General features: G+C 71.6%; 20 protein-coding genes. 7 read left to right on the top strand and 13 right to left on the bottom strand.

The features are described from left to right. The first annotated feature begins 60 nt into the window (after positions 1–60). Together pknB and AB0F04_RS09060 are read left to right on the top strand one after the other, a co-directional pair. The gene (gene pknB, locus AB0F04_RS09055; RefSeq protein WP_362039367.1) at positions 61–1,995 is read left to right on the top strand and encodes a Stk1 family PASTA domain-containing Ser/Thr kinase; all 1,935 of its coding nucleotides are present in this window, start codon (positions 61–63) and stop codon (positions 1,993–1,995) included. 58 nt (positions 1,996–2,053) lie between these two features. Beyond that, positions 2,054–2,932, top strand: coding sequence for a deoxyribonuclease IV (locus AB0F04_RS09060; protein ID WP_362039370.1), 879 nt, complete (start codon positions 2,054–2,056; stop codon positions 2,930–2,932). A gap of 4 nt (positions 2,933–2,936) precedes the next feature. On the opposite strand, the gene AB0F04_RS09065 is transcribed toward AB0F04_RS09060, so the two are convergent. Then, complete coding sequence (locus tag AB0F04_RS09065; RefSeq protein WP_362039373.1) at positions 2,937–3,587, bottom strand: sulfite oxidase-like oxidoreductase; 651 nt, start codon at positions 3,585–3,587, stop codon at positions 2,937–2,939. A gap of 176 nt (positions 3,588–3,763) precedes the next feature. Here AB0F04_RS09065 and bfr point away from each other — a divergent pair, with 176 nt between their 5' ends. Then, positions 3,764–4,240: a bacterioferritin gene (gene bfr / locus AB0F04_RS09070; protein WP_344457173.1), complete on the top strand. Its 477-nt coding sequence runs from the start codon at positions 3,764–3,766 to the stop codon at positions 4,238–4,240. A 9-nt stretch (positions 4,241–4,249) separates the two neighbouring features. On the opposite strand, the gene AB0F04_RS09075 is transcribed toward bfr, so the two are convergent. Next, complete coding sequence (locus AB0F04_RS09075) at positions 4,250–4,483, bottom strand: (2Fe-2S)-binding protein (protein WP_053671928.1); 234 nt, start codon at positions 4,481–4,483, stop codon at positions 4,250–4,252. 149 nt (positions 4,484–4,632) lie between these two features. Beyond that, positions 4,633–5,985: a class II 3-deoxy-7-phosphoheptulonate synthase gene (locus tag AB0F04_RS09080; RefSeq protein ID WP_362039375.1), complete on the bottom strand. Its 1,353-nt coding sequence runs from the start codon at positions 5,983–5,985 to the stop codon at positions 4,633–4,635. A 96-nt stretch (positions 5,986–6,081) separates the two neighbouring features. Here AB0F04_RS09080 and AB0F04_RS09085 point away from each other — a divergent pair, with 96 nt between their 5' ends. Continuing rightward, positions 6,082–6,138: a trp operon leader peptide gene (locus tag AB0F04_RS09085; protein WP_078602827.1), complete on the top strand. Its 57-nt coding sequence runs from the start codon at positions 6,082–6,084 to the stop codon at positions 6,136–6,138. 107 nt (positions 6,139–6,245) lie between these two features. After that, a complete protein-coding gene (locus AB0F04_RS09090; RefSeq protein WP_362039377.1) occupies positions 6,246–8,111 on the top strand; it encodes an anthranilate synthase family protein in 1,866 nt (621 codons plus the stop codon). A gap of 51 nt (positions 8,112–8,162) precedes the next feature. Here AB0F04_RS09090 and AB0F04_RS09095 read toward each other — a convergent pair whose 3' ends face one another. From AB0F04_RS09095 to AB0F04_RS09110, 4 genes are read right to left on the bottom strand one after another with little or no spacing between them, the layout of a single operon-like run. After that, the gene (locus AB0F04_RS09095; protein ID WP_362039379.1) at positions 8,163–9,191 is read right to left on the bottom strand and encodes a 6-phosphofructokinase; all 1,029 of its coding nucleotides are present in this window, start codon (positions 9,189–9,191) and stop codon (positions 8,163–8,165) included. Between the two features lie 53 nt (positions 9,192–9,244). Then, the gene (locus AB0F04_RS09100; RefSeq protein WP_362039381.1) at positions 9,245–9,934 is read right to left on the bottom strand and encodes a response regulator transcription factor; all 690 of its coding nucleotides are present in this window, start codon (positions 9,932–9,934) and stop codon (positions 9,245–9,247) included. Continuing rightward, positions 9,931–11,160: a DUF5931 domain-containing protein gene (locus AB0F04_RS09105; RefSeq protein ID WP_362039382.1), complete on the bottom strand. Its 1,230-nt coding sequence runs from the start codon at positions 11,158–11,160 to the stop codon at positions 9,931–9,933. The genes AB0F04_RS09100 and AB0F04_RS09105 overlap by 4 nt, the downstream gene beginning before the upstream one ends. A 28-nt stretch (positions 11,161–11,188) precedes the next feature. Continuing rightward, complete coding sequence (locus AB0F04_RS09110; RefSeq protein ID WP_362039384.1) at positions 11,189–12,037, bottom strand: lysophospholipid acyltransferase family protein; 849 nt, start codon at positions 12,035–12,037, stop codon at positions 11,189–11,191. A 202-nt stretch (positions 12,038–12,239) separates the two neighbouring features. Here AB0F04_RS09110 and AB0F04_RS09115 point away from each other — a divergent pair, with 202 nt between their 5' ends. Next, the gene (locus AB0F04_RS09115; RefSeq protein ID WP_362039387.1) at positions 12,240–13,037 is read left to right on the top strand and encodes an alpha/beta fold hydrolase; all 798 of its coding nucleotides are present in this window, start codon (positions 12,240–12,242) and stop codon (positions 13,035–13,037) included. Further along, a complete protein-coding gene (locus tag AB0F04_RS09120; RefSeq protein ID WP_362039389.1) occupies positions 13,030–13,665 on the top strand; it encodes a hypothetical protein in 636 nt (211 codons plus the stop codon). Before AB0F04_RS09115 ends, AB0F04_RS09120 begins: the two co-directional genes overlap by 8 nt. Here AB0F04_RS09120 and AB0F04_RS09125 read toward each other — a convergent pair. The 6 genes from AB0F04_RS09125 to AB0F04_RS09150 all read right to left on the bottom strand — a co-directional run bounded on the left by AB0F04_RS09125 (position 13,662) and on the right by AB0F04_RS09150 (position 18,833). Next, a complete protein-coding gene (locus AB0F04_RS09125) occupies positions 13,662–14,408 on the bottom strand; it encodes an endonuclease/exonuclease/phosphatase family protein (protein ID WP_362039390.1) in 747 nt (248 codons plus the stop codon). The genes AB0F04_RS09120 and AB0F04_RS09125 overlap by 4 nt on opposite strands. Positions 14,409–14,520: 112 nt before the next feature. Further along, positions 14,521–15,474: an ROK family glucokinase gene (locus AB0F04_RS09130; protein ID WP_362039392.1), complete on the bottom strand. Its 954-nt coding sequence runs from the start codon at positions 15,472–15,474 to the stop codon at positions 14,521–14,523. A gap of 132 nt (positions 15,475–15,606) precedes the next feature. Beyond that, positions 15,607–16,107, bottom strand: a complete 501-nt coding sequence (locus AB0F04_RS09135) for a DUF5304 domain-containing protein (protein WP_362039395.1) — start codon at positions 16,105–16,107, stop codon at positions 15,607–15,609. Between the two features lie 104 nt (positions 16,108–16,211). Continuing rightward, positions 16,212–17,381: an ArsA-related P-loop ATPase gene (locus AB0F04_RS09140; RefSeq protein ID WP_362039396.1), complete on the bottom strand. Its 1,170-nt coding sequence runs from the start codon at positions 17,379–17,381 to the stop codon at positions 16,212–16,214. Positions 17,382–17,489: 108 nt separating this feature from the next. Next, positions 17,490–17,927 carry an SRPBCC family protein gene (locus AB0F04_RS09145; RefSeq protein WP_362039398.1) on the bottom strand — a complete coding sequence of 146 codons (438 nt, stop codon included), beginning with the start codon at positions 17,925–17,927 and terminating at the stop codon, positions 17,490–17,492. Positions 17,928–18,035: 108 nt separating this feature from the next. Then, on the bottom strand, positions 18,036–18,833 hold the full coding sequence (locus AB0F04_RS09150) for a metallophosphoesterase (protein ID WP_362039400.1): 798 nt from the start codon (positions 18,831–18,833) through the stop codon (positions 18,036–18,038). Positions 18,834–18,987: the final 154 nt, after the last annotated feature.

The raw sequence follows: 18,987 nt of genomic DNA on the forward strand, positions 1-18,987 counted from the left end.
CCCGCCCCGGAAACAGCCACGGGGACGGGGCTGTCGGTCATGGCTCGTACACTCGCCTGCGTGGACACGACCCTTCAGGACCCCTTGGTCGGGCAGGTGCTCGACGGCCGGTACCGCATCGACGCGCGGATCGCGGTCGGCGGGATGGCCACGGTCTACCGGGCCGTGGACACCCGGCTCGACCGGGTCCTCGCTCTCAAGGTGATGCACCCCTCGCTCGCGGTCGACGCCTCGTTCGTCGAGCGGTTCATCCGCGAGGCGAAGTCGGTGGCCCGGCTGGCCCATCCCAACGTGGTGCAGGTCTTCGACCAGGGCACCGACGGCTCGTACGTGTACCTGGCGATGGAGTACGTCGCGGGCTGCACCCTGCGGGACGTGCTGCGCGAGCGCGGGGCGCTGCAGCCGCGTGCCGCCCTGGACATCCTGGAGCCGGTGCTGGCCGCCCTGGGCGCGGCGCACCGCGCGGGGTTCGTGCACCGCGACATGAAGCCCGAGAACGTGCTGATAGGGGACGACGGCCGGGTCAAGGTCGCCGACTTCGGCCTGGTCCGGGCCGTGGACACGGTGACGAACACCACCGGCACCGTGCTCGGCACGGTCTCGTACCTCGCCCCGGAGCAGATAGAGGACGGCACGGCCGATCCCCGTGTCGACGTGTACGCGTGCGGCGTGATGCTGTACGAGATGCTGACCGGCGACAAGCCGCACGACGGGGACTCCCCCGCCGTGATCCTCTACAAGCACCTGCACGAGGACGTGCCCCCGCCCTCGGCCGCCGTGCCCGGTATGGCGTACGAGCTGGACGCGATGGTGGCCTCGGCGACGGCCCGCACCCCGGCCCTGCGCCCGCACGACGCGGTGGCGCTGCTCGCGCAGGTCCGCGACGGACGGGGCCGGCTGGACGAGGCGCAGCTGGACGCGGTGCCGCCGCAGGCGCTGGCGGTGGACCACGACAACGGCGACGACCGGACGACCGTGATCCCGCGCGCCCTGACCACGCCCCGCCCGCTGCCGGTCGACGCGGACGAGGAGGCCTCCGGGCCCGCCCTCAACCGCACCACCCGCTTGGCCTCCCCACCGCCGCCCCCGCCGTCCCGGCGCCGCCGTGGTCCGCTGCGCGGCCCGGCGGCGATCGTCGTCGCCGTCCTGCTCGCGCTGGGTCTCGGCGTCGGCGTCTGGTACATCAACTCCGGCCAGTTCACCGAGGTCCCGCCGCTGCTGACGAAGACCCAGGAGCAGGCCGAGGACCGGCTGCGCGACGCCGGCCTCGAACTCGGCAAGGTGGAGCACGCCTACAGCGACACCGTGGAGCGCGGCCAGATCATCAGCAGCGACCCGAAGGCCGGGACGCGCATCCGCGGCAACGACTCGGTGGGCATCACCATCTCCGACGGCCCCGAGACCGTACGGGTGCCGGCCCTCGCGGGACAGAAGCTGGGCAAGGCGCGTGAGCTGCTGAAGGACGACGGGCTGGAGCCGGGCATGGTCACCCGGAAGTTCAGCGAGGACGTGCCGCGCGGCTCGGTGGTCTCCGCGAGTCCGGCCGACGGCACGAAGGTACGAGCGGGCACGGCCGTGGCGCTGGTCATCAGCAAGGGCGCCCCCATCGACATCCCCGACGTCACCGGCGCGGACGAGGCCGACGCGCGGTCCGAGCTGACGGAGGCCGGCCTCAAGGTGGAGATCGCCACCGAGCGGGTCACCTCCTCCGAGTACGACAAGGGCCAGGTGGTCCGGCAGACGCCGAAGTCCGGCACGGCGGCCGAGGGCGACACGGTGACGCTGACGCTGTCGAAGGGCCCCGAGATGATCGAGGTCCCGGACGTGGTCGGCGACAGCGTCGACGACGCCCGGCGGGCCCTGGAAGGCGCCGGGTTCGAGGTCGACGAGGACCGCGGGCTGCTCGGCCTGTTCGGCGACGAGGTCAAAAGCCAGTCCGTCGAGGGTGGTCAGAGCGCGCCCAAGGGCTCCACGATCACCATCGAGATCAGGTGAGGCCGGCGGGCCGAGGCCCGCGGACGGGGCAGGGCCGGACGCATGACACCCTGAACGGGTGAACAATCAGCTGTCCGGCCCGTCCCGCAACCCGGTGGGCGGCCACGTCCCCGTGGCCGGTGGGCTCCACTCCGTCGGCCTGTCGTACGCCCGTGACCTGAAGGCCGAGACCGTCCAGGTCTTCGTCGCCAACCCGCGCGGCTGGGCCACGCCGGCCGGGAACCCCAAGCAGGACGAGGCGTTCCGCGCGGCGTGCGCGGACGGGTCGATCCCGGCGTACGTGCACGCCCCCTACCTGATCAACTTCGGCTCGCACACCGAGGCGACCGTGGAGCGGTCGGTGGAGTCGCTGCGGCACTCGCTGCGGCGCGGGCGGGAGATCGGGGCGCTGGGCGTGGTCGTGCACACCGGCAGCGCGACCGGCGGCCGGGAGCGGTCGGTGGCGCTGAAGCAGGTACGGGAGCACCTGCTGCCGCTGCTGGACGAGCTGACCCACGACGACGACCCGTTCCTGCTGCTGGAGTCGACGGCGGGCCAGGGCGCCTCGCTGTGCTCACGGACGTGGGACTTCGGCCCGTACTTCGAGGCGCTGGACGCCCACCCGATGCTCGGCGTGTGTCTGGACACCTGCCACATCTACGCCGCCGGGCACGACCTGACCGGCCCGAACGGGATGCACCGGACGCTGGATCTGCTGGTGGACACGGTCGGCGAGGGCCGGCTGAAGCTGATCCACGCCAACGACTCCAAGGATGTCGTGGGCGCGCACAAGGACCGGCACGAGAACATCGGCGTCGGCCACATCGGCGAGGACCCGTTCCGGGCGCTGATGACGCACCCCGCGACCGCGGGCGTGCCGCTGATCATCGAGACGCCGGGCGGCAAGCAGGGGCACGCGGCCGACGTGGAGCGGCTGAAGAAGCTGCGCGACGGCTGACGCCTCAGAGGTCGGGGCCGTCCCCCGGCAGTTCCTGGTACGAGTAGCGCTGCTCCCGCCAGGGGTCGCCGATGTTGTGGTAGCCGCGCTCCTCCCAGAAGCCCCGCCGGTCGGCGGTCATGTACTCCACACCGCGCACCCACTTGGGGCCCTTCCAGGCGTAGAGGTGGGGGACGATCAGGCGCAGCGGGAAGCCGTGCTCGGCGGTGAGCAGCTCGCCGTCCTTGTGGGTGGCGAACAGGACCTGCTCGTCGGCGAAGTCGGACAGCCGGAGGTTGGAGCTGAATCCGTATTCGGCCCACACCATCACATGGGTGACGTCGTCCGCGGGCGGGGCGAGGTCGAGGAGGGTGCGGGCGGGAATGCCGCCCCACTCGGCGCCCAGCATGCTGAACTTCGTGACGCAGTGCAGATCGGCCACGACGGTGGTGTGGGGCAGGGCCGTGAACTCCTCGTGCGTCCAGCAGTGCTTGCCACCGCCGGCGGTGGCGCCGAAGACGCGGAATTCCCAGCGCTCCGGCCGGAACTTGGGGACGGGCCCGTAGTGCGTGACCGGCCAGCCGCGCTGCAGCCGCTGGCCCGGGGGCAGGTCCGGCTGCGCCGCTCCTGCTGGATCGCGCCCTTCTCCCGATTCGTGTTCCAGCGGCTGACCCATGACTCCATCCTGACAGACCCCGGGCGGTGCCCCTGACCGAGGCCACCCCGAAACAGAACAAACTCGACTAAGCATGCCCTTACTTACTAAGTGCAGACTTACTGGACGATCTTCTTCCTCAGTGGAATCATGCGGCGCAACCTGCCAGTTCCCCCCGCGCGGAAGGAGCCTCTGCGATGCAGGGCGACCCCGAGGTCCTCGAATTCCTCAACGAGCAGTTGACCGGCGAGCTGACGGCGATCAACCAGTACTGGCTGCACTACCGGATCCAGGACAACAACGGCTGGACCAAGCTCGCCAAGTACACGCGTGAAGAATCCATCGACGAGATGAAACACGCGGACAAGATCACCGAGCGCATTCTCATGCTGGACGGCCTGCCCAACTACCAGCGGCTCTTCCATGTACGGGTCGGCCAGACGGTCACCGAGATGTTCCAGGCGGACCGGCAGGTCGAGGTCGAGGCGATCGACCGGCTCAGGCGCGGTATCGAGGTGATGCGCAGCAAGGGCGACATCACGTCCGCGAACCTCTTCGAGTCCATCCTCGAGGACGAGGAGCACCACATCGACTATCTGGACACGCAGCTGGAGCTGATCGACAAGCTCGGCGAGGCGCTGTACATCGCGCAGCAGATCGAGCAGCCGAGCTGAGGGCTGCCGTCAGGCGGCGTCTTCCAGTTCCGACAGCACCGGCTCGCCCCGGTCGGCCAGGTCACGGCGGGGGCAGGAGCCCCTGCCCAGGATCGCCTGGATGCGGCGCACACAGGACCCGCAGTCCGTGCCCGCCTTGCAGGCGGAGGCTATCTGTCGGGGGGTGCAGGCGCCGCCGTCCGCGTGCTGCTTGACCTGCTGCTCGGTGATGCCGAAGCAACTGCAGACGTACACGCGGTTCACCTCCCGACGGGTCGTTCCCGGATCTGCCGTCCCCGTTGATCGGTGAGGCTAACCTAACCTTACCCGTCGGGTCGGGAGCGGAAAAGTGGAGTGGGGCGCGGATCGTGTGATCCGCGCCCCAGTCCGTGCCCGGGTAACAGGCGCAAGCGCTACTGGTCCCTGTACATCTCGGCCACGAGGAACGCCAGGTCGAGCGACTGGCTGCGGTTGAGCCGCGGGTCGCAGGCCGTCTCGTAGCGCTGGTGCAGATCGTCGACGAAGATCTCGTCGCCGCCGCCCACGCACTCCGTGACGTCGTCGCCGGTGAGCTCCACGTGGATGCCGCCCGGGTGGGTGCCGAGGGCCTTGTGGACCTCGAAGAAGCCCTTGACCTCGTCGAGCACGTCGTCGAAGCGGCGGGTCTTGTGCCCGGAGGCCGCCTCGAAGGTGTTGCCGTGCATCGGGTCGGTCACCCAGGCGACGGTCGCACCGGAGGCGGTGACCTTCTCCACCAGCTCGGGGAGCTTGTCGCGGACCTTGTCGGCGCCCATACGGACGATGAAGGTCAGCCGGCCCGGCTCCCGCTCGGGGTCGAGGCGCTCGATGTACTGCAGCGCGTCCTGGGCGGTAGTGGTCGGCCCCAGCTTGATGCCGATCGGATTGCGGATCTTCGAGGCGAACTCGATGTGCGCGTGGTCGAGCTGCCGGGTGCGCTCGCCGATCCACACCATGTGCCCGGAGACGTCGTACAGCTGCCCGGTGCGCGAGTCGACCCTGGTCAGCGCGGACTCGTAGTCGAGCAGCAGCGCCTCGTGCGAGGCGTAGAACTCGACCGTCTTGAACTCCTCCGGGTCGGTCCCGCAGGCGTGCATGAAGTTGAGCGCGTTGTCGATCTCGCGCGCCAGCTGCTCGTAGCGCTGTCCCGAGGGGGACGACTTCACGAAGTCCTGGTTCCAGGCGTGCACCTGGCGCAGGTCGGCGTAGCCGCCGGTGGTGAAGGCGCGCACCAGGTTCAGCGTGGAGGCGGAGGCGTGGTACATCCGCTTCAGCCGCTCGGGGTCCGGGACGCGGGCCTCTTCGGTGAAGTCGAAGCCGTTGACGGAGTCGCCCCGGTAGGTCGGCAGCGTCACGCCGTCGCGGGTCTCGGTCGGCTTGGAGCGCGGCTTGGAGTACTGGCCGGCGATCCGGCCGACCTTCACGACGGGCACCGACGCGGCGTACGTGAGCACGGCGCCCATCTGGAGCAGCGTCTTCAGCTTGTTGCGGATGTGGTCGGCGGACACCGCGTCGAAGGCCTCGGCGCAGTCGCCGCCCTGGAGGAGGAACGCCTCTCCCTTGGCGACGGCCGCCATCCGGGCGCGCAGCTGGTCGCACTCGCCCGCGAAGACGAGCGGCGGATACGACTCGAGCTCCGCAACGACTGCGCGCAGAGCCTCGGTGTCGGGGTACTCGGGCTGCTGCGCCGCGGGCAGGTTTCGCCAGGTGTTGCCAGCACTCGCGCTGGTCTTAGCGTTCACGGTCACCTCACCAACACTACGGGGTCATGTCGGGCGTCCTGAGCCATGCCCAGTCAGTGAGACACCCCGAACACCCCTCGGACATGGGGTAGGGTGCGTCGCATGTTCGCGCACTCGATCCAGACCTGGTGGTGGACCGCTCATCCGGCGGCCCGCTGACTGCGCGTACTCACGACTTCGCGAAGGCCGCCCGAGGGGCGGCCTTCGGTGTTTTCCGGGGTCCGTTCCTCTCTCTCACCGAGACTCACCGAGATGGAGCACGGACCATGAACCTGCTCGGCTTGCCGGACGACTCCCGTCCGTTCGCCCTGCTGCGCCGCCGCACCCCGGGCCACGACCACGATCTGGTCGAGGTCCTGATCGGCCCGGTCGCCCCGTACGACCGGCTCGCCGACCTCCCCGGCCGGAGCCTCGCGCTGGTGCCCTTCCGGCAGATCCGCGAGCGCGGCTTCGACGTCCGCGACGACGGCACGCCCCTGCTGGCACTCACCCCCGAGGAGTCGTACAGCGTCCCGCTCGTCGACGCGCTGGGACAGCTCCCGGCGCACGGCGTGCGCGTCGAGGGCGGCGGCTTCGACGTCACCGACGAGGAGTACGGCGAGATCGTCGGACGCGTGCTGCGCGAGGAGATCGGCCGGGGCGAGGGCGCGAACTTCGTGATCCGGCGGACCTACGAGGGTGAGATCCCCGGTTTCGGCCGGGCCGACGCGCTGGCGCTGTTCCGGCGGCTGCTGGAGGGCGAGCGCGGGGCGTACTGGACGTTCGTCGTGCACACCGGGGACCGCACGCTGGTCGGGGCCAGCCCCGAGGTGCACGTGCGGATGTCCGGCGGCACGGTCGTGATGAACCCGATCAGCGGCACCTACCGCTACCCCGCCGAGGGGCCGACGCCGGAGCATCTGCTGGACTTCCTCGCCGACGGCAAGGAGATCGAGGAGCTGTCGATGGTCGTCGACGAGGAGCTCAAGATGATGTGCACCGTCGGCGACATGGGCGGCGTGGTCGTCGGGCCCCGGCTGAAGGAGATGGCGCACCTCGCGCACACCGAGTACGAGCTGCGCGGCAGGTCCACGCTGGACGTGCGGGAGGTGCTGAGGGAGACCATGTTCGCGGCGACCGTCACCGGCTCGCCGGTGCAGAACGCCTGCCGGGTGATCGAGCGGCACGAGAGCGGGGGGCGCGGGTATTACGCGGGTGCCCTGGCCCTGATCGGCCGGGACGCGGGCGGGGTGCAGACCCTGGACTCCCCCATCCTGATCCGCACCGCCGACATCGACGCGGGCGGGCTGCTGCGGGTGCCGGTCGGCGCGACCCTCGTGCGCGGCTCGGACCCGGCGAGCGAGGTGGCCGAGACGCACGCCAAGGCGGCGGGCGTGCTGGCGGCCCTGGGAGTCGGGCCGTCCCGGCCGCGTGCCGAGCGCACCCGGCCGTCCCTCGCCGACGATCCCCGGGTGCGGGCCGCGCTGGACGGACGCCGGGCCTCGCTCGCGCCGTTCTGGCTGCGGATGCAGCAGCGCTCACCGGAGCCGGCGGGGCACGCCCTGGTCGTCGACGGCGAGGACACCTTCACGGCGATGCTCGCGCACCTGCTGCGCGCCGGTGGCCTGGAGGTGAGCGTGCGGCGCTACGACGAGCCGGGGCTGCGGGAGGCGGTGCTCGGGCACGAGGGTCCGGTGGTGCTGGGTCCCGGGCCGGGGAACCCGTCGGACCTGGCGGATCCCAAGATGCGGTTCCTGCGCTCCCTCACCGCCGAGGTGATCGGGGGCGAACGGCAGGGTGTGCTGGGCGTCTGCCTCGGGCACGAGCTGATCGCGGCCGAGCTGGGACTGGACATCGTGCGCAAGGACGTGCCGTTCCAGGGGGCGCAGACGGAGATCGAGCTGTTCGGGCGGCGGGAGACCGTCGGGTTCTACAACAGCTTCGTGGCGCGCTGCGACGACGAGGCGGCGGCCGAGCTGGCGGCGCACGGGGTCCAGGTCGCGCGCGCGGCCGACGGTGAGGTGCACGCCCTGCGCGCGCCCGGGTTCGCCGGGGTGCAGTTCCATCCCGAGTCGGTGCTGACGCTGAACGGGGCCGCGATCGTGCGGGAGCTGGTGGGGCAGCTGCGGGGGGCGAACGCGCCGTCGGCGTAGTGCGGACCGGTCGGGGCCGCGCGGCCCCGACCGGCACCGGATGCCCGGCCGTCAGCCGAAGAACACCCCGACCTCCTCGTACAGCGCCGGGTCGACCGTCTTCAGGCGGGCGGTGGCGTCCGCGAGGGGGACGCGGACGATGTCGGTGCCGCGCAGGGCGACCATCCGGCCGAAGTCGCGGTCGCGGACGCAGTCGATGGCGTGCAGACCGAAGCGGGTGGCGAGCCAGCGGTCGAAGGCACTGGGGGTGCCGCCGCGCTGGACGTGGCCCAGGACCGTCGTACGGGCCTCCTTCCCGGTGCGCTTCTCAATCTCCTTGGCGAGCCACTCCCCGACCCCGGAGAGCCGGACGTGCCCGAAGGAGTCGAGGGACTGGTCCTTGAGGACCATGTCGCCGTCCCTCGGCATCGCCCCCTCGGCGACCACCACGATCGGCGCGTACGACGCCCGGAAGCGGGAGGTCACCCAGGTGCACACCTGCTCGACGTCGAAGCGCTGCTCGGGGATGAGGATGACGTTGGCGCCGCCGGCCAGGCCGGAGTGGAGGGCGATCCAGCCGGCGTGCCGGCCCATCACCTCGACGACCAGGACCCGCATGTGGGACTCGGCAGTGGTGTGGAGCCGGTCGATGGCCTCGGTCGCGATGCCGACGGCGGTGTCGAAGCCGAAGGTGTAGTCGGTGGCGGACAGGTCGTTGTCGATGGTCTTGGGAACGCCCACGCAGGGCACGCCGTGCTCGTCCGACAGGCGGGCGGCCACGCCCAGGGTGTCCTCGCCGCCGATCGCGATGAGCGCCTCCACCTCCAGTGCGGCGAGGGTCTCCTCGATCCGGCGGATGCCGTTCTCCACCTTCAGCGGGTTGGTCCGCGAGGAGCCGAGGATCGTGCCGCCGCGGGGCAGGATGCCCCGCACCGCGGGGATGTCGAGACGGACGGTGTCGCCTTCCATCGGTCCTCGCCAGCCGTCCCGGAAGCCGGTGAAGTCATAGCCGTACTCCTGCACGCCCTTGCGGACGACGGCCCGGATGACGGCGTTGAGTCCGGGGCAGTCGCCGCCTCCGGTCAGTACTCCGACGCGCATGGAACAGTCCCTTCGCCGCAGGTACCTGACGAAGGGTCAGTGTGACGTGCGCCTCACTCGTCGTCGAGGCCGCGCTCGATGGCGTACCTGACGAGCTCCACACGGTTGTGCAGCTGGAGCTTGCCGAGGGTGTTCTGGACGTGGTTCTGCACCGTGCGGTGGGAGATGACCAGACGTTCGGCGATCTGCTTGTAGCTCAGGCCCTTGGCGACCAGGCGCAGCACCTCGGTCTCGCGGTCGGTGAGCCGGGGCGCCCTGGGTTCGTCGGTGTCGGCGGCGGGGGCGGGTTCGGAGGCCAGTCGGCGGTACTCGCCGAGGACCAGTCCGGCCAGGCCGGGGGTGAAGACGGGGTCGCCGAGGGCCGTGCGGCGGACCGCGTCCTGCAGTTCCGCGGTGGAGGCGGACTTCAGCAGATAGCCGGTCGCACCGGACTTCACGGCCTCCAGGACGTCGGCGTGCTCGCCGCTCGCGGACAGCACGAGCACCCGCAGCGCCGGGTTCGCGGCGACGACCTCCTTGCAGACCTGCACACCGGGCTTGGCCGGCAGATTCAGGTCGAGCACGAGGACGTCGGGTGCGGTGGCCTTGGCGCGGCGGACGGCCTGCTCGCCGTCGCCCGCGGTGGCGACCACATCGAAGCCGGACTCGGCCAGGTCGCGGGCAACGGCGTCACGCCACATGGGGTGATCGTCGACGACCATGACCTTGATCGGGTCCCGCCGGCCCTCGGTGGTGTCCGTCATCGCTGCTCCGCCTTCCCCCGTGTGTCCGTCACGTCCTTCGGTACCTTCAGCTCGACCTCCGTGCCCTGACCCGGCACCGAGATCAGCTCCGCGCTGCCGCCGAGGTCGCGCAGCCGGCCGCGGATCGACAGGGCGACTCCGAGCCGGCCCTCGCCCTCGGCCTGGTCGAGCCGTCCCTCCGGGATGCCCGGCCCGTCGTCGCGTACGGTGACGATCACCTCGTCCGGCTCGTCCTCGACCAGGATCCACGCGCGTGCGTCCTGACCGGCGTGCCGGCGGACGTTGTCCAGGGCGGCTCCGACGGCGGCGGCCACCTCCCGGGCCGCGACCGGCGCCAGCGGCACGGGCGCCCCGGGCTCGGCGAGACTGACCCTGGCGGCCGCGTACGGCGCGAGCAGGGCGCGCAGGTCGACGGGTCCGCTCTTCTCCTCCGGCTCCTCGTCGACGGCCCGTACGACCGCTCCCTGTGCGGTGTCCTCCGACACCCGGGAGACGGGCACGAGGCCACCGGAGACCAGGGTGCGCAGCGCGACCTCCTGCTCACCCGCCATCCGGCCCAGCTCGGCCGCCTCTCCCCCGATCACGGCCCCGCGGCGCTGCACCATCGCCAGCACCTGAAGCACGCTGTCGTGGATGTCCCGGGCCAGACGCTCGCGCTCGCGGGTGGCGGCCTCGATCTCCAGGGCGCGGGCGAGGGTGCGCTCGGAGGCGCGGGCCACCTCGACGACGTAGCCGATGGCGACGGAGGCGATGCAGACCAGGATGACGTTGTGGACGGTGTCGCGGGCCGGGCTGCCGCGCTCGACCAGGTTGGCGACGGCCACCAGGCCGGAGGCGAGGGCCGCCCAGCGCCAGCCGCCCTTGATCGCGAAGGCCAGAACGGCACCGGCGGTCCATATCGACGGCAGGGTCGGGCCGCCCGACTGCACCCGCTCGTGCGCGTCGGCGACGGGCGTGAGCAGGATGCCGGTGAGGGCGATGGTGAGGTCGGCGGCGAGGAACCGCTTGGTGCAGCGGGCCGCGTTCGCGACCCGGGGCAGGGTGGCCAGGGTCCAGCCGCACAGCACCACGTAGTAGGCGACGGCGATCCAGGGGCGGGGGAAGTCCTCGTAGGCGGTGGCGAACAGGCCGACCGCGTACAGCATCGTGAGCACCCGGTAGCCGGTGAGCGCACGCCACAGCGGCTGCTCGACCGACATCCTCATGACGCGCTCGCGCTCGGCCATCTCCCCCGCCCCCCGATCCGAGCCCCCGCTAGGGCTCGGTCCGCCGCCGCTCGGGCCGCTGTTCCGTCTGCTGTTCCGCCTGCTTCTGCCGGCCGGCCTGCTGCTGCGCGGCCTGTTCCCGCTCGGCCTTCTCCTTCTCGGCCTGTTCCTTCTCCGCACGGGCGAGAGCGGCCCTGGCCGCCTTCTCGGCCTCCTTCTCCGCCTTCGCCGCTTCCGTGAGCTGCCGCTTCATGGCCGTGGCGTACATGTCGACGTACTCCTGGCCGGAGAGGTTCATGATCTCGTACATGACCTCGTCGGTCACCGCGCGCAGCACGAACCGGTCGTGCTCCATGCCCTGGTAGCGGCTGAAGTCCAGGGGCTTGCCGATCCGGATGCCGGGCCGCATCAGCTTCGGCACGACCTTCCCGGGCGGCTGGATCTTCTCCGTGTCGATCATGGCCACGGGGATCACGGGCGCGCCGGTGGCGAGCGCCACGCGCGCGAGGCCGCCCGGCTTGCCCCGGTAGAGCCGTCCGTCGGGCGAGCGCGTGCCCTCCGGGTAGATCCCGAACAGCTCACCGCGCTCCAGCACCTCTATGCCGCTCTTGATGGCGGCCTCGCCCGCGCCGCGCGCACCGGAGCGGTCCACGGGGAGCTGCCCGACCCCCTTGAAGAAGGCGGCCGTGAGCCGTCCCTTCACGCCGGGCGTGGTGAAGTACTCGGCCTTCGCGATGAAGGTGACCTTGCGGTCGAGGACGGCGGGCAGGAAGAACGAGTCGGAGAACGACAGGTGATTGCTCGCCAGGATCGCAGCGCCCTCGGCGGGTACGTTCTCCAGGCCCTCCACCCAGGGTCTGAAGGCGAGCTTCAGCGGACCCCCGATGGTGACCTTCATCGCGCCGTACAACAACCGAGTGCCTCCTGTATGTGTCGATCAGACCTTAACCCGGAGCGCTGTCAAAGGAGCCGACGGCCCTGGTCGGTGTCAGTGCGGTCGCGTACGGTGAAGGTCCCGCGAACGCCGTGCGACCCCTTCCATGACGTTCCGTGACATTCCGTGATCGTGCCAGTCCCTTCTCACGACCAGGAGGCCGAAGGTGCCGGTCCTTGCCGGAGCCGAGCCGTTTCACCACGAGGGCGGAGAGGTAGCCGTCCTTCTCTGCCACGGCTTCACCGGATCACCGCAGTCGCTGCGCCCCTGGGCGGAGCACCTCGCCGAGCACGGCATGACCGTCTCCCTGCCGTTGCTGCCCGGGCACGGCACGCGCTGGGAGGACCTGCGGATCACCGGCTGGCAGGACTGGTACGCGGAGGTGGACCGGCAGCTGCGCCTGCTGTGCGAGCGCCGCGAGACGGTCTTCGTGGCCGGTCTGTCGATGGGTGGCGCGCTGGCCCTGCGGCTGGCCGCGAAACACGGCGACGCCGTCCGCGGTGTCATGGTCGTCAACCCCGCGAACAAGGTGCACGGCCTGGCCGCGCACGCCCTTCCGGTGGTGCGCCACCTCGTCCCCGCGACGAAGGGCATCGCCAGCGACATCGCCAAGCCGGACGGCAGGGAGCTCGGCTACGACCGGGTGCCGCTGCACGCGGCGCACTCGCTGCGGCAGTTCTTCCGGATCGTCGACGGCGAGCTGCCGCAGGTCACCCAGCCGGTGCTGCTGCTGCACAGCCCCCAGGACCACGTGGTGCCGCCCGCCGACTCCGCCCGGGTCCTCAGCCGCATCTCGTCGACGGACGTGAAAGAGGTCGTCCTGGAACAGAGCTACCACGTCGCCACGTTGGACCATGACGCGGACCTGATTCACGAGGAGAGCCTCGCGTTCATCGGCCGCATCGCGTCCGGCCTCGGCAAGGAGCCCGGGCTCGGCAAGGAAGGGACGACCGCAGGTGGCTGAGCACGACTCCGACCGCGAGGGCCGGGAGCCGGACGACAAGGGCGTGCCCTTCGACGAGGAGGCCGCCTGGGCGGCGATCGTCGCCGGGTACGGCGACGAGCCGCCGGACCCGCCGGGCGCCAAGCCGTTCAAGCCCATCGAGGACCTGGCCCTGCCTGCGACCGGGACCAACGACGCCGTACTGGACGGCGACCGGGGTGACACGGCCGTGAAGTCCGGGGACGTCGTGAAGCCGGTCGAGTCGGAACAGGCCGAGGGGTCCGGGCCCGGGGACGAGCCCGTGAAGCCCCTGGGCGGCTCGGTCTCCTTCGCGCCCGGCGTCGGCCCGCGTGACTACACCACGCCCGAGCCCGCCGAGGACGACTTCGACGAGGACGACGAAGGCCACTTCGTGCCCCCGGAGCCGCCCCCGCTGCCCACCGCCGACCCCACCGCCAAGTTCGCCTGGCTCGGCGTGCTCGGCGGGCCGGTGCTGCTCCTGCTGGCCGTGCTGTTCGGCTGGGACATGACCTGGTGGCTGGCCACGCTGGGGATCGGCGGGTTCCTCGGCGGGTTCGCGACGCTGGTGATGCGGATGCGCACGGACGACGAGGAGGACGACGACCCCGGGCGGGGCGCGGTCGTCTAGGAGGGCGGGACCCTGAGGGCGGCCAGGACCGGAAGGTGGTCCGTGGCGGCCCTCAGGTCTGCTTCGGACACCCCCGGCTGCCCGGTTGGCACACCGCAGCCCAGCACCTCGATGCCCTTCGTCGCGAAGATCGCGTCGATGCGCTGGTAGGGGTCGCCGGGCGTCCAGGTGTGCTCGCCGCCCCAGGGGGCCGCCGCACGGCAGTCGGTGAGACCTTCGGCCAGCCGGCGGAAGGCCGGGCCGTCGGGGCGCTCGTTGAGGTCGCCGCCGGCGATCGCGTGTTCCACTTCCAGGCCGGCGAGCCGGTCCAGGAGCATGCCGGACTGCTCGTAGCGCTCGTCCTTCTGCAAGGACAGGTGGCAGCTGAGGACGCCGAGGCGGGCGCCGGCGATGCGGACGACCGCGGTGGCGAAGCCGCGGCGGTGCAGGCCGGGGGTGGGGGGCAGGAGGATGTCCTCGGTGCGTTCGACGCTCGCCCGGAGCGAGCTGAGGATGGCCGGACCGGTGGTGGTGGCGCCGCCGGTGACGATCACCAGGTCGGAGGCGAGGGCCAGGCGGGCGAGTTTCTTGCGCCAGCGGAAGAAGCGGGGGGCTTCCTGGATGAGGACGAGGTCGGGCTCGCACGCCCTGATGACGCGGGCCAGGGCGTCGGTGTCGTCGCGCATGGAGCGGATGTTGTAGCTGAGGACCCTGATGACCGCGGAACCGTCCGGTTCCGTACGGGAGTTGGGGAGCAGCGGCATGTGATCAATCTACGCCCCATGGCTCGGGGCGCGAGGTACGTGCGCGAGTGCCGGTTGTTCGTGGCTCGTCGCGCAGTTCCCCGCGCCCCCGGGGACAGGAACCTCAGGGCGTTCACATGATCGGGTCGGGTTCCCTCGCCAGGTCCGCCGCGCCCACCAGGCCCGCCTTGTTGCCCAGTTCCGCCGCGCGGACCTCGGCCACCGGACGCCAGTTGCCGCCGACCAGCCAGCGCTTGTACGACTTGCGGATCGGGCCCAGGACCAGTTCGCCCTCGTCGGAGAGGCCGCCGCCGACGATGAACGCGGAGGGGTCGAAGAGGGAGGCCAGGTCGGCGAGGCCCGCGCCGACCCAGCGGGCCAGTTCGCGGTAGGAGTCGACGGCCACCCGGTCGCCCTGACGGGCGGCCATCGAGATGTGCTTGCCCTCGATGCCGTCGGGCGTGCCGTTGCCGAGGCCGAGCAGGGTCTCGGCGTTCTCGGGGGTGGCGTTGGCGCGCTGCTTGGCGTACCGGACGAGGGCGCGGCCGGAGGCGTACTGCTCCCAGCAGCCCTGCGAGCCGCAGCCGCACAGCAGGCCGTCCGGCACCATGCGGATGTGGCCGAACTCGGCGGCCACGCCGAAGTGCCCGCGGCGCAGCTTGTTGCCGATGATGATGCCGCCGCCGAGGCCGGTGCCGAGGGTGATGCAGATGACGTTGCGGTGGCCCTTTCCGGCACCGAACTTGTACTCGCCCCACGCCGCGGCGTTCGCGTCGTTCTCCACGACCACCGGAAGCCCCACGCGGGCCTCGACCTTGTCCTTGAGCGGCTCGTTGCGCCAGTGGATGTTGGGCGCGAAGTAGACCTCGGAGCGCTGCCGGTTCACGTAGCCGGCGGCACCGATGCCCACGCCGACGATGTCGTGACCGACGCGTGCGCCGTCCACCGCCGAAGCGATGGCGTCCACGATGCCCTCAGCCGTGTCCGGGGTCGGCACCTTGTGGGTCGAGAGGATGTTGCCGTCCTCATCGACCACGCCGGCCGCGATCTTCGTGCCGCCGATGTCGACGCCGATGGTGAGTCCCATGAATCCCTCAGTTTCGGTCGAGCCCCGCTACGGCCAACGGTACCCGAGGCATGCCGCCGGGTTCGTCGTCGTCCGCACGCTGGGCACCCCGGGAGGCCGTGCCGGGGCCGCCTTCCGGCCGGGGCCGGGGACTCAGTCCAGGTCGATGCGCTGCCCGGGGCCGGCGTCGTCACCGCCGTCCCGGCGTTCGCTCCCGTCACGGGGGTCGTGCCGTTCGTCGCGGCCGGTCCAGCGGCGTTCCTGGGCCTGGACGGCGGAGCGGTAGGCGGCGAGCAGTTCGTTCCCGGCCGCGGCCAGGTGGCCGAAGACGTCCGGATTGCGCTCGATGACGGGCTCCACGGCGTCCTTGGCCTGCTGCACGACCTGTCGCACGGCCTGCTGGGCGGCGGGTCCGGCGACGGCGCCGAGCAGCGGGGACTGGGCCCCGGACAGCTTCTCGGCGACGGCGTCCACGAGCTTCTTCAGTTCCTCGGCCGCGGAGCCGGGGGGCGTGCCGTACTCGGCGCGGCGGCGGGCCTTCTCCGCCTGGAGGTCCTCGGCGCACGCGGTCGCCCAGGCGTCGGCGTCGGTCGCCCGATCGTCGTCCGCGGCCCCTTCCCGGGCGGCGCCGGACGGAGGGAGGTCTTCGCTCATCACGGACTCCTGACTACGGTTCGTCCCTACGACGTTACCCGAACGGCCGTACCGGGTTCACGGGCCGTGCCGGCCACTGTTCCTCCCCGTTCGGCACCGCTGTCTCACCGGCTCCGCGGCCACAGCTTCGGGTCGGGCGCGAAGCGGATCCGCAGCTCGCCCTCACGCAGGGCGGCCCCGTCGACGGTGCAGCGGCGCAGCACGGAGGGCAGCGGGACGATCCGGCGGAACCGCCCCGCCGTGACGACGAGTTCGTCGCCGCGCCGGACGAGGTCGAGTTCCTCGCGTATGGCGCCGGGCAGCGGGATCCGCCAGACGAGCACGCCGTCCTCGCCGAGCCGGTCGGTCACGGGCCAGTCGGCGGCGGGGACCGCCTGCCCGGTGCCGGGCACGGCGAGGGCGGTGAGGTCGTCGGTGCCGCGCGGTTCGCGCCCGAGGTGGGCGACGGTGCGGACGTCGTAGGTCTCCCGCCACTCCTCCAGCGTCTTGCGCTGCTGGGCGACCGGCCCGGCGAGCCAGGTGTCCGGGGACGCCTCGGGCAGCACGCGGTTGGCGACCACGACGTCGGTGCGCAGACCGCGCAGGGCGAGTCCGAGGCGGGCGGTGCGCAGCGCCTCGGCACCGGCCGGGCCGGGCTCGGCGACCAGGCGCACGACGGTGCCGGGATCGGCGACGACCGCTTCCACGGCGGCGAGTTCCAGGTCCTGGCGGGCCGCCGTCTCGTAGAGCCACTCGGCGGGCATGGGGACGCCGGCGAGGCGGCCCAGGACGGGGCGCAGGGCGCGGGCGGCCTGCCGCTCGGGCGGGAGGAGGCGGCGCAGGTAGCGGCGGAGCTCCTCGGGCAGGGCGAGCAGGGCGAGGGCCTGCGGGGCCGGGGGGAGGTCGACGACGAGGGTGTCGTACTTCTCCGACAGGGCGGCGTCGCGCAGGGCACGCAGCCAGGTGAGTTCCTCGGCCCCGGGCAAGGGGGTGAGTTCGTCGGGGTCGAGGCGGGAGGCGCCGAGGAGGTCCAGGGCGGAGGAGGCGCGGTCCTGCAGGGCGACCAGGTCCCTGCGGAAGTCCTGGGCGGCGTCGGGGCGCCAGACGGTGAGGTGCGGGGCGGCTTCGATCGGGGCCGAGCCGGTCGGGACGCCGAGTGCGGCACCAAGGGTGTCCGTGCGGTCGGAGCCGAGGAGGAGGGTGCGGGTGCCCTCGCGGGCGGCGGTGAGCGCGGTGGCAGCGGCGACTGTGGTGCGCCCGCTGCCGCCGGGGCCCATGATCAGGATGGTGCGCATGGGGATGAACGCTAACCCAGACGCCCCAAAGGGGCGCGGGGAACTGCGCGAGCGACCACGGTGCACCCACACCGAACCATGCACGGGTGCCCCAGCGGCGCGATGCGATCAGGCCGCTTCGACCCTCTTCTTCAGCCCCGCCAGCGCCCGGTCGATGATGACCTTCTCCGCCTTGCGCTTGATCATGCCGAGCATGGGGATCTTGACGTCCACCGTGAGCAGGTAGGTGACCTCCGTGCCGCCCGTGCCGGACGGCTTGAGGATGTACGAGCCGTCCAGGGAACGCAGCATCTGGGACTTCACCAGCGTCCAGGACACCTCGTTCTCGCCGGTCCAGGTGTATCCGAGGACCTGGTCGTCCTTGATCGCGCCCGCGTCCATGACGAGGCGGACCTGCTCGGCGCGGCCCTGGGCGTCGGTCTTGAGGACCTCCGCCTCCTTCACCTCGCCGGTCCAGTCCGGGTAGCGGGCGAAATCGGCGATGACCGCCATGACGTCGGCCGGGGCCGCCTCGATGGTGATGCTCGAGCTGGTGTGTTCCGCCATCGCCGTGGCTCCTCCAGATGCGGGCCGTTATGAGGTCGTGCGCACGAGTGTGCAGCGTGAAGGCTACCGCGCACGGGACCCGCGGATCTCACCCGACCTGAGGCGTCCTCACCACTCCAGGGCCCACGGCGTCCCGTTGCCCGCGAAGTGCCCCACGTTCACGCACTCGGTGGCCCCGATCCGCATCCTCCTCACCAGCGGCTGGTGGACGTGCCCGAAGAGGGAGTAGCGGGGCCGCGTGCGGCGGATGGCGTCCAGCAGGGCCCGGCTGCCCCGTTCGAAGCGGCGAGCGACGGTGTCGTAGACCAGCTCGGGGACCTCGGGCGGGATGTGGGTGCAGAGCACGTCGACCTCGCCCACGGCCTCGATCTTCGCCGCGTACTCCTCGTCGCTGATCTCGTACGGCGTCCGCATCGGCGTGCGCAGGCCGCCGCCGACGAAGCCGAAGACCCGGCCGCCGATCTCGACGCGCTCACCGTCGAGGACGGTCGTGCCGGGGCCCGCGTACTCGCGCCACAGGGGCGGCATGTCGACGTTGCCGTAGGTGGCGTACGTAGGAGTGGGGAAAGCGGCGAACAGTTCGGCGTACTGCTTGCGCACCGCCTTCTCGATCACGGTGGCGCGGTCCCCCTGGAGGCCGGCCCACAGCTCGGCCCCGAACACCCGGGCCTCCTCGAAGCGGCGGGCGGTGCGCAGCGCGACGATGCGGTCGGCGTTCTCGACGCCGAACAGGTCGGGGAAGATACCGCGCGAGTGGTCGGCGTAGTCGAGGAAGAGGACGAGGTCGCCCAGGCAGATCAGGGCGTCGGCGCCCTCGCCCGCCCTGGCCAGGTCGCGGGCGTTGCCGTGCACGTCGCTCACGACGTGGACGCGCGTCCGGTGGTTTCCGGCTGGTGTGGGTGCCATGACGATCAAGCGTAGGTCGCGCGCTGCGGTTGTGAACAGTGGCGGTCCTACCTGCGGTTACTGGCCAGTCAGTTAGCAGGTGGACTACTGTGCGCAAAGGAATACCCAACTGTGTGACGCAGCGAACATCTCGACAGGCCCCCCTGTCGTAGAA

The organism is Streptomyces sp. NPDC029041 (assembly GCF_040637515.1).
GTDB lineage: Bacteria > Actinomycetota > Actinomycetes > Streptomycetales > Streptomycetaceae > Streptomyces.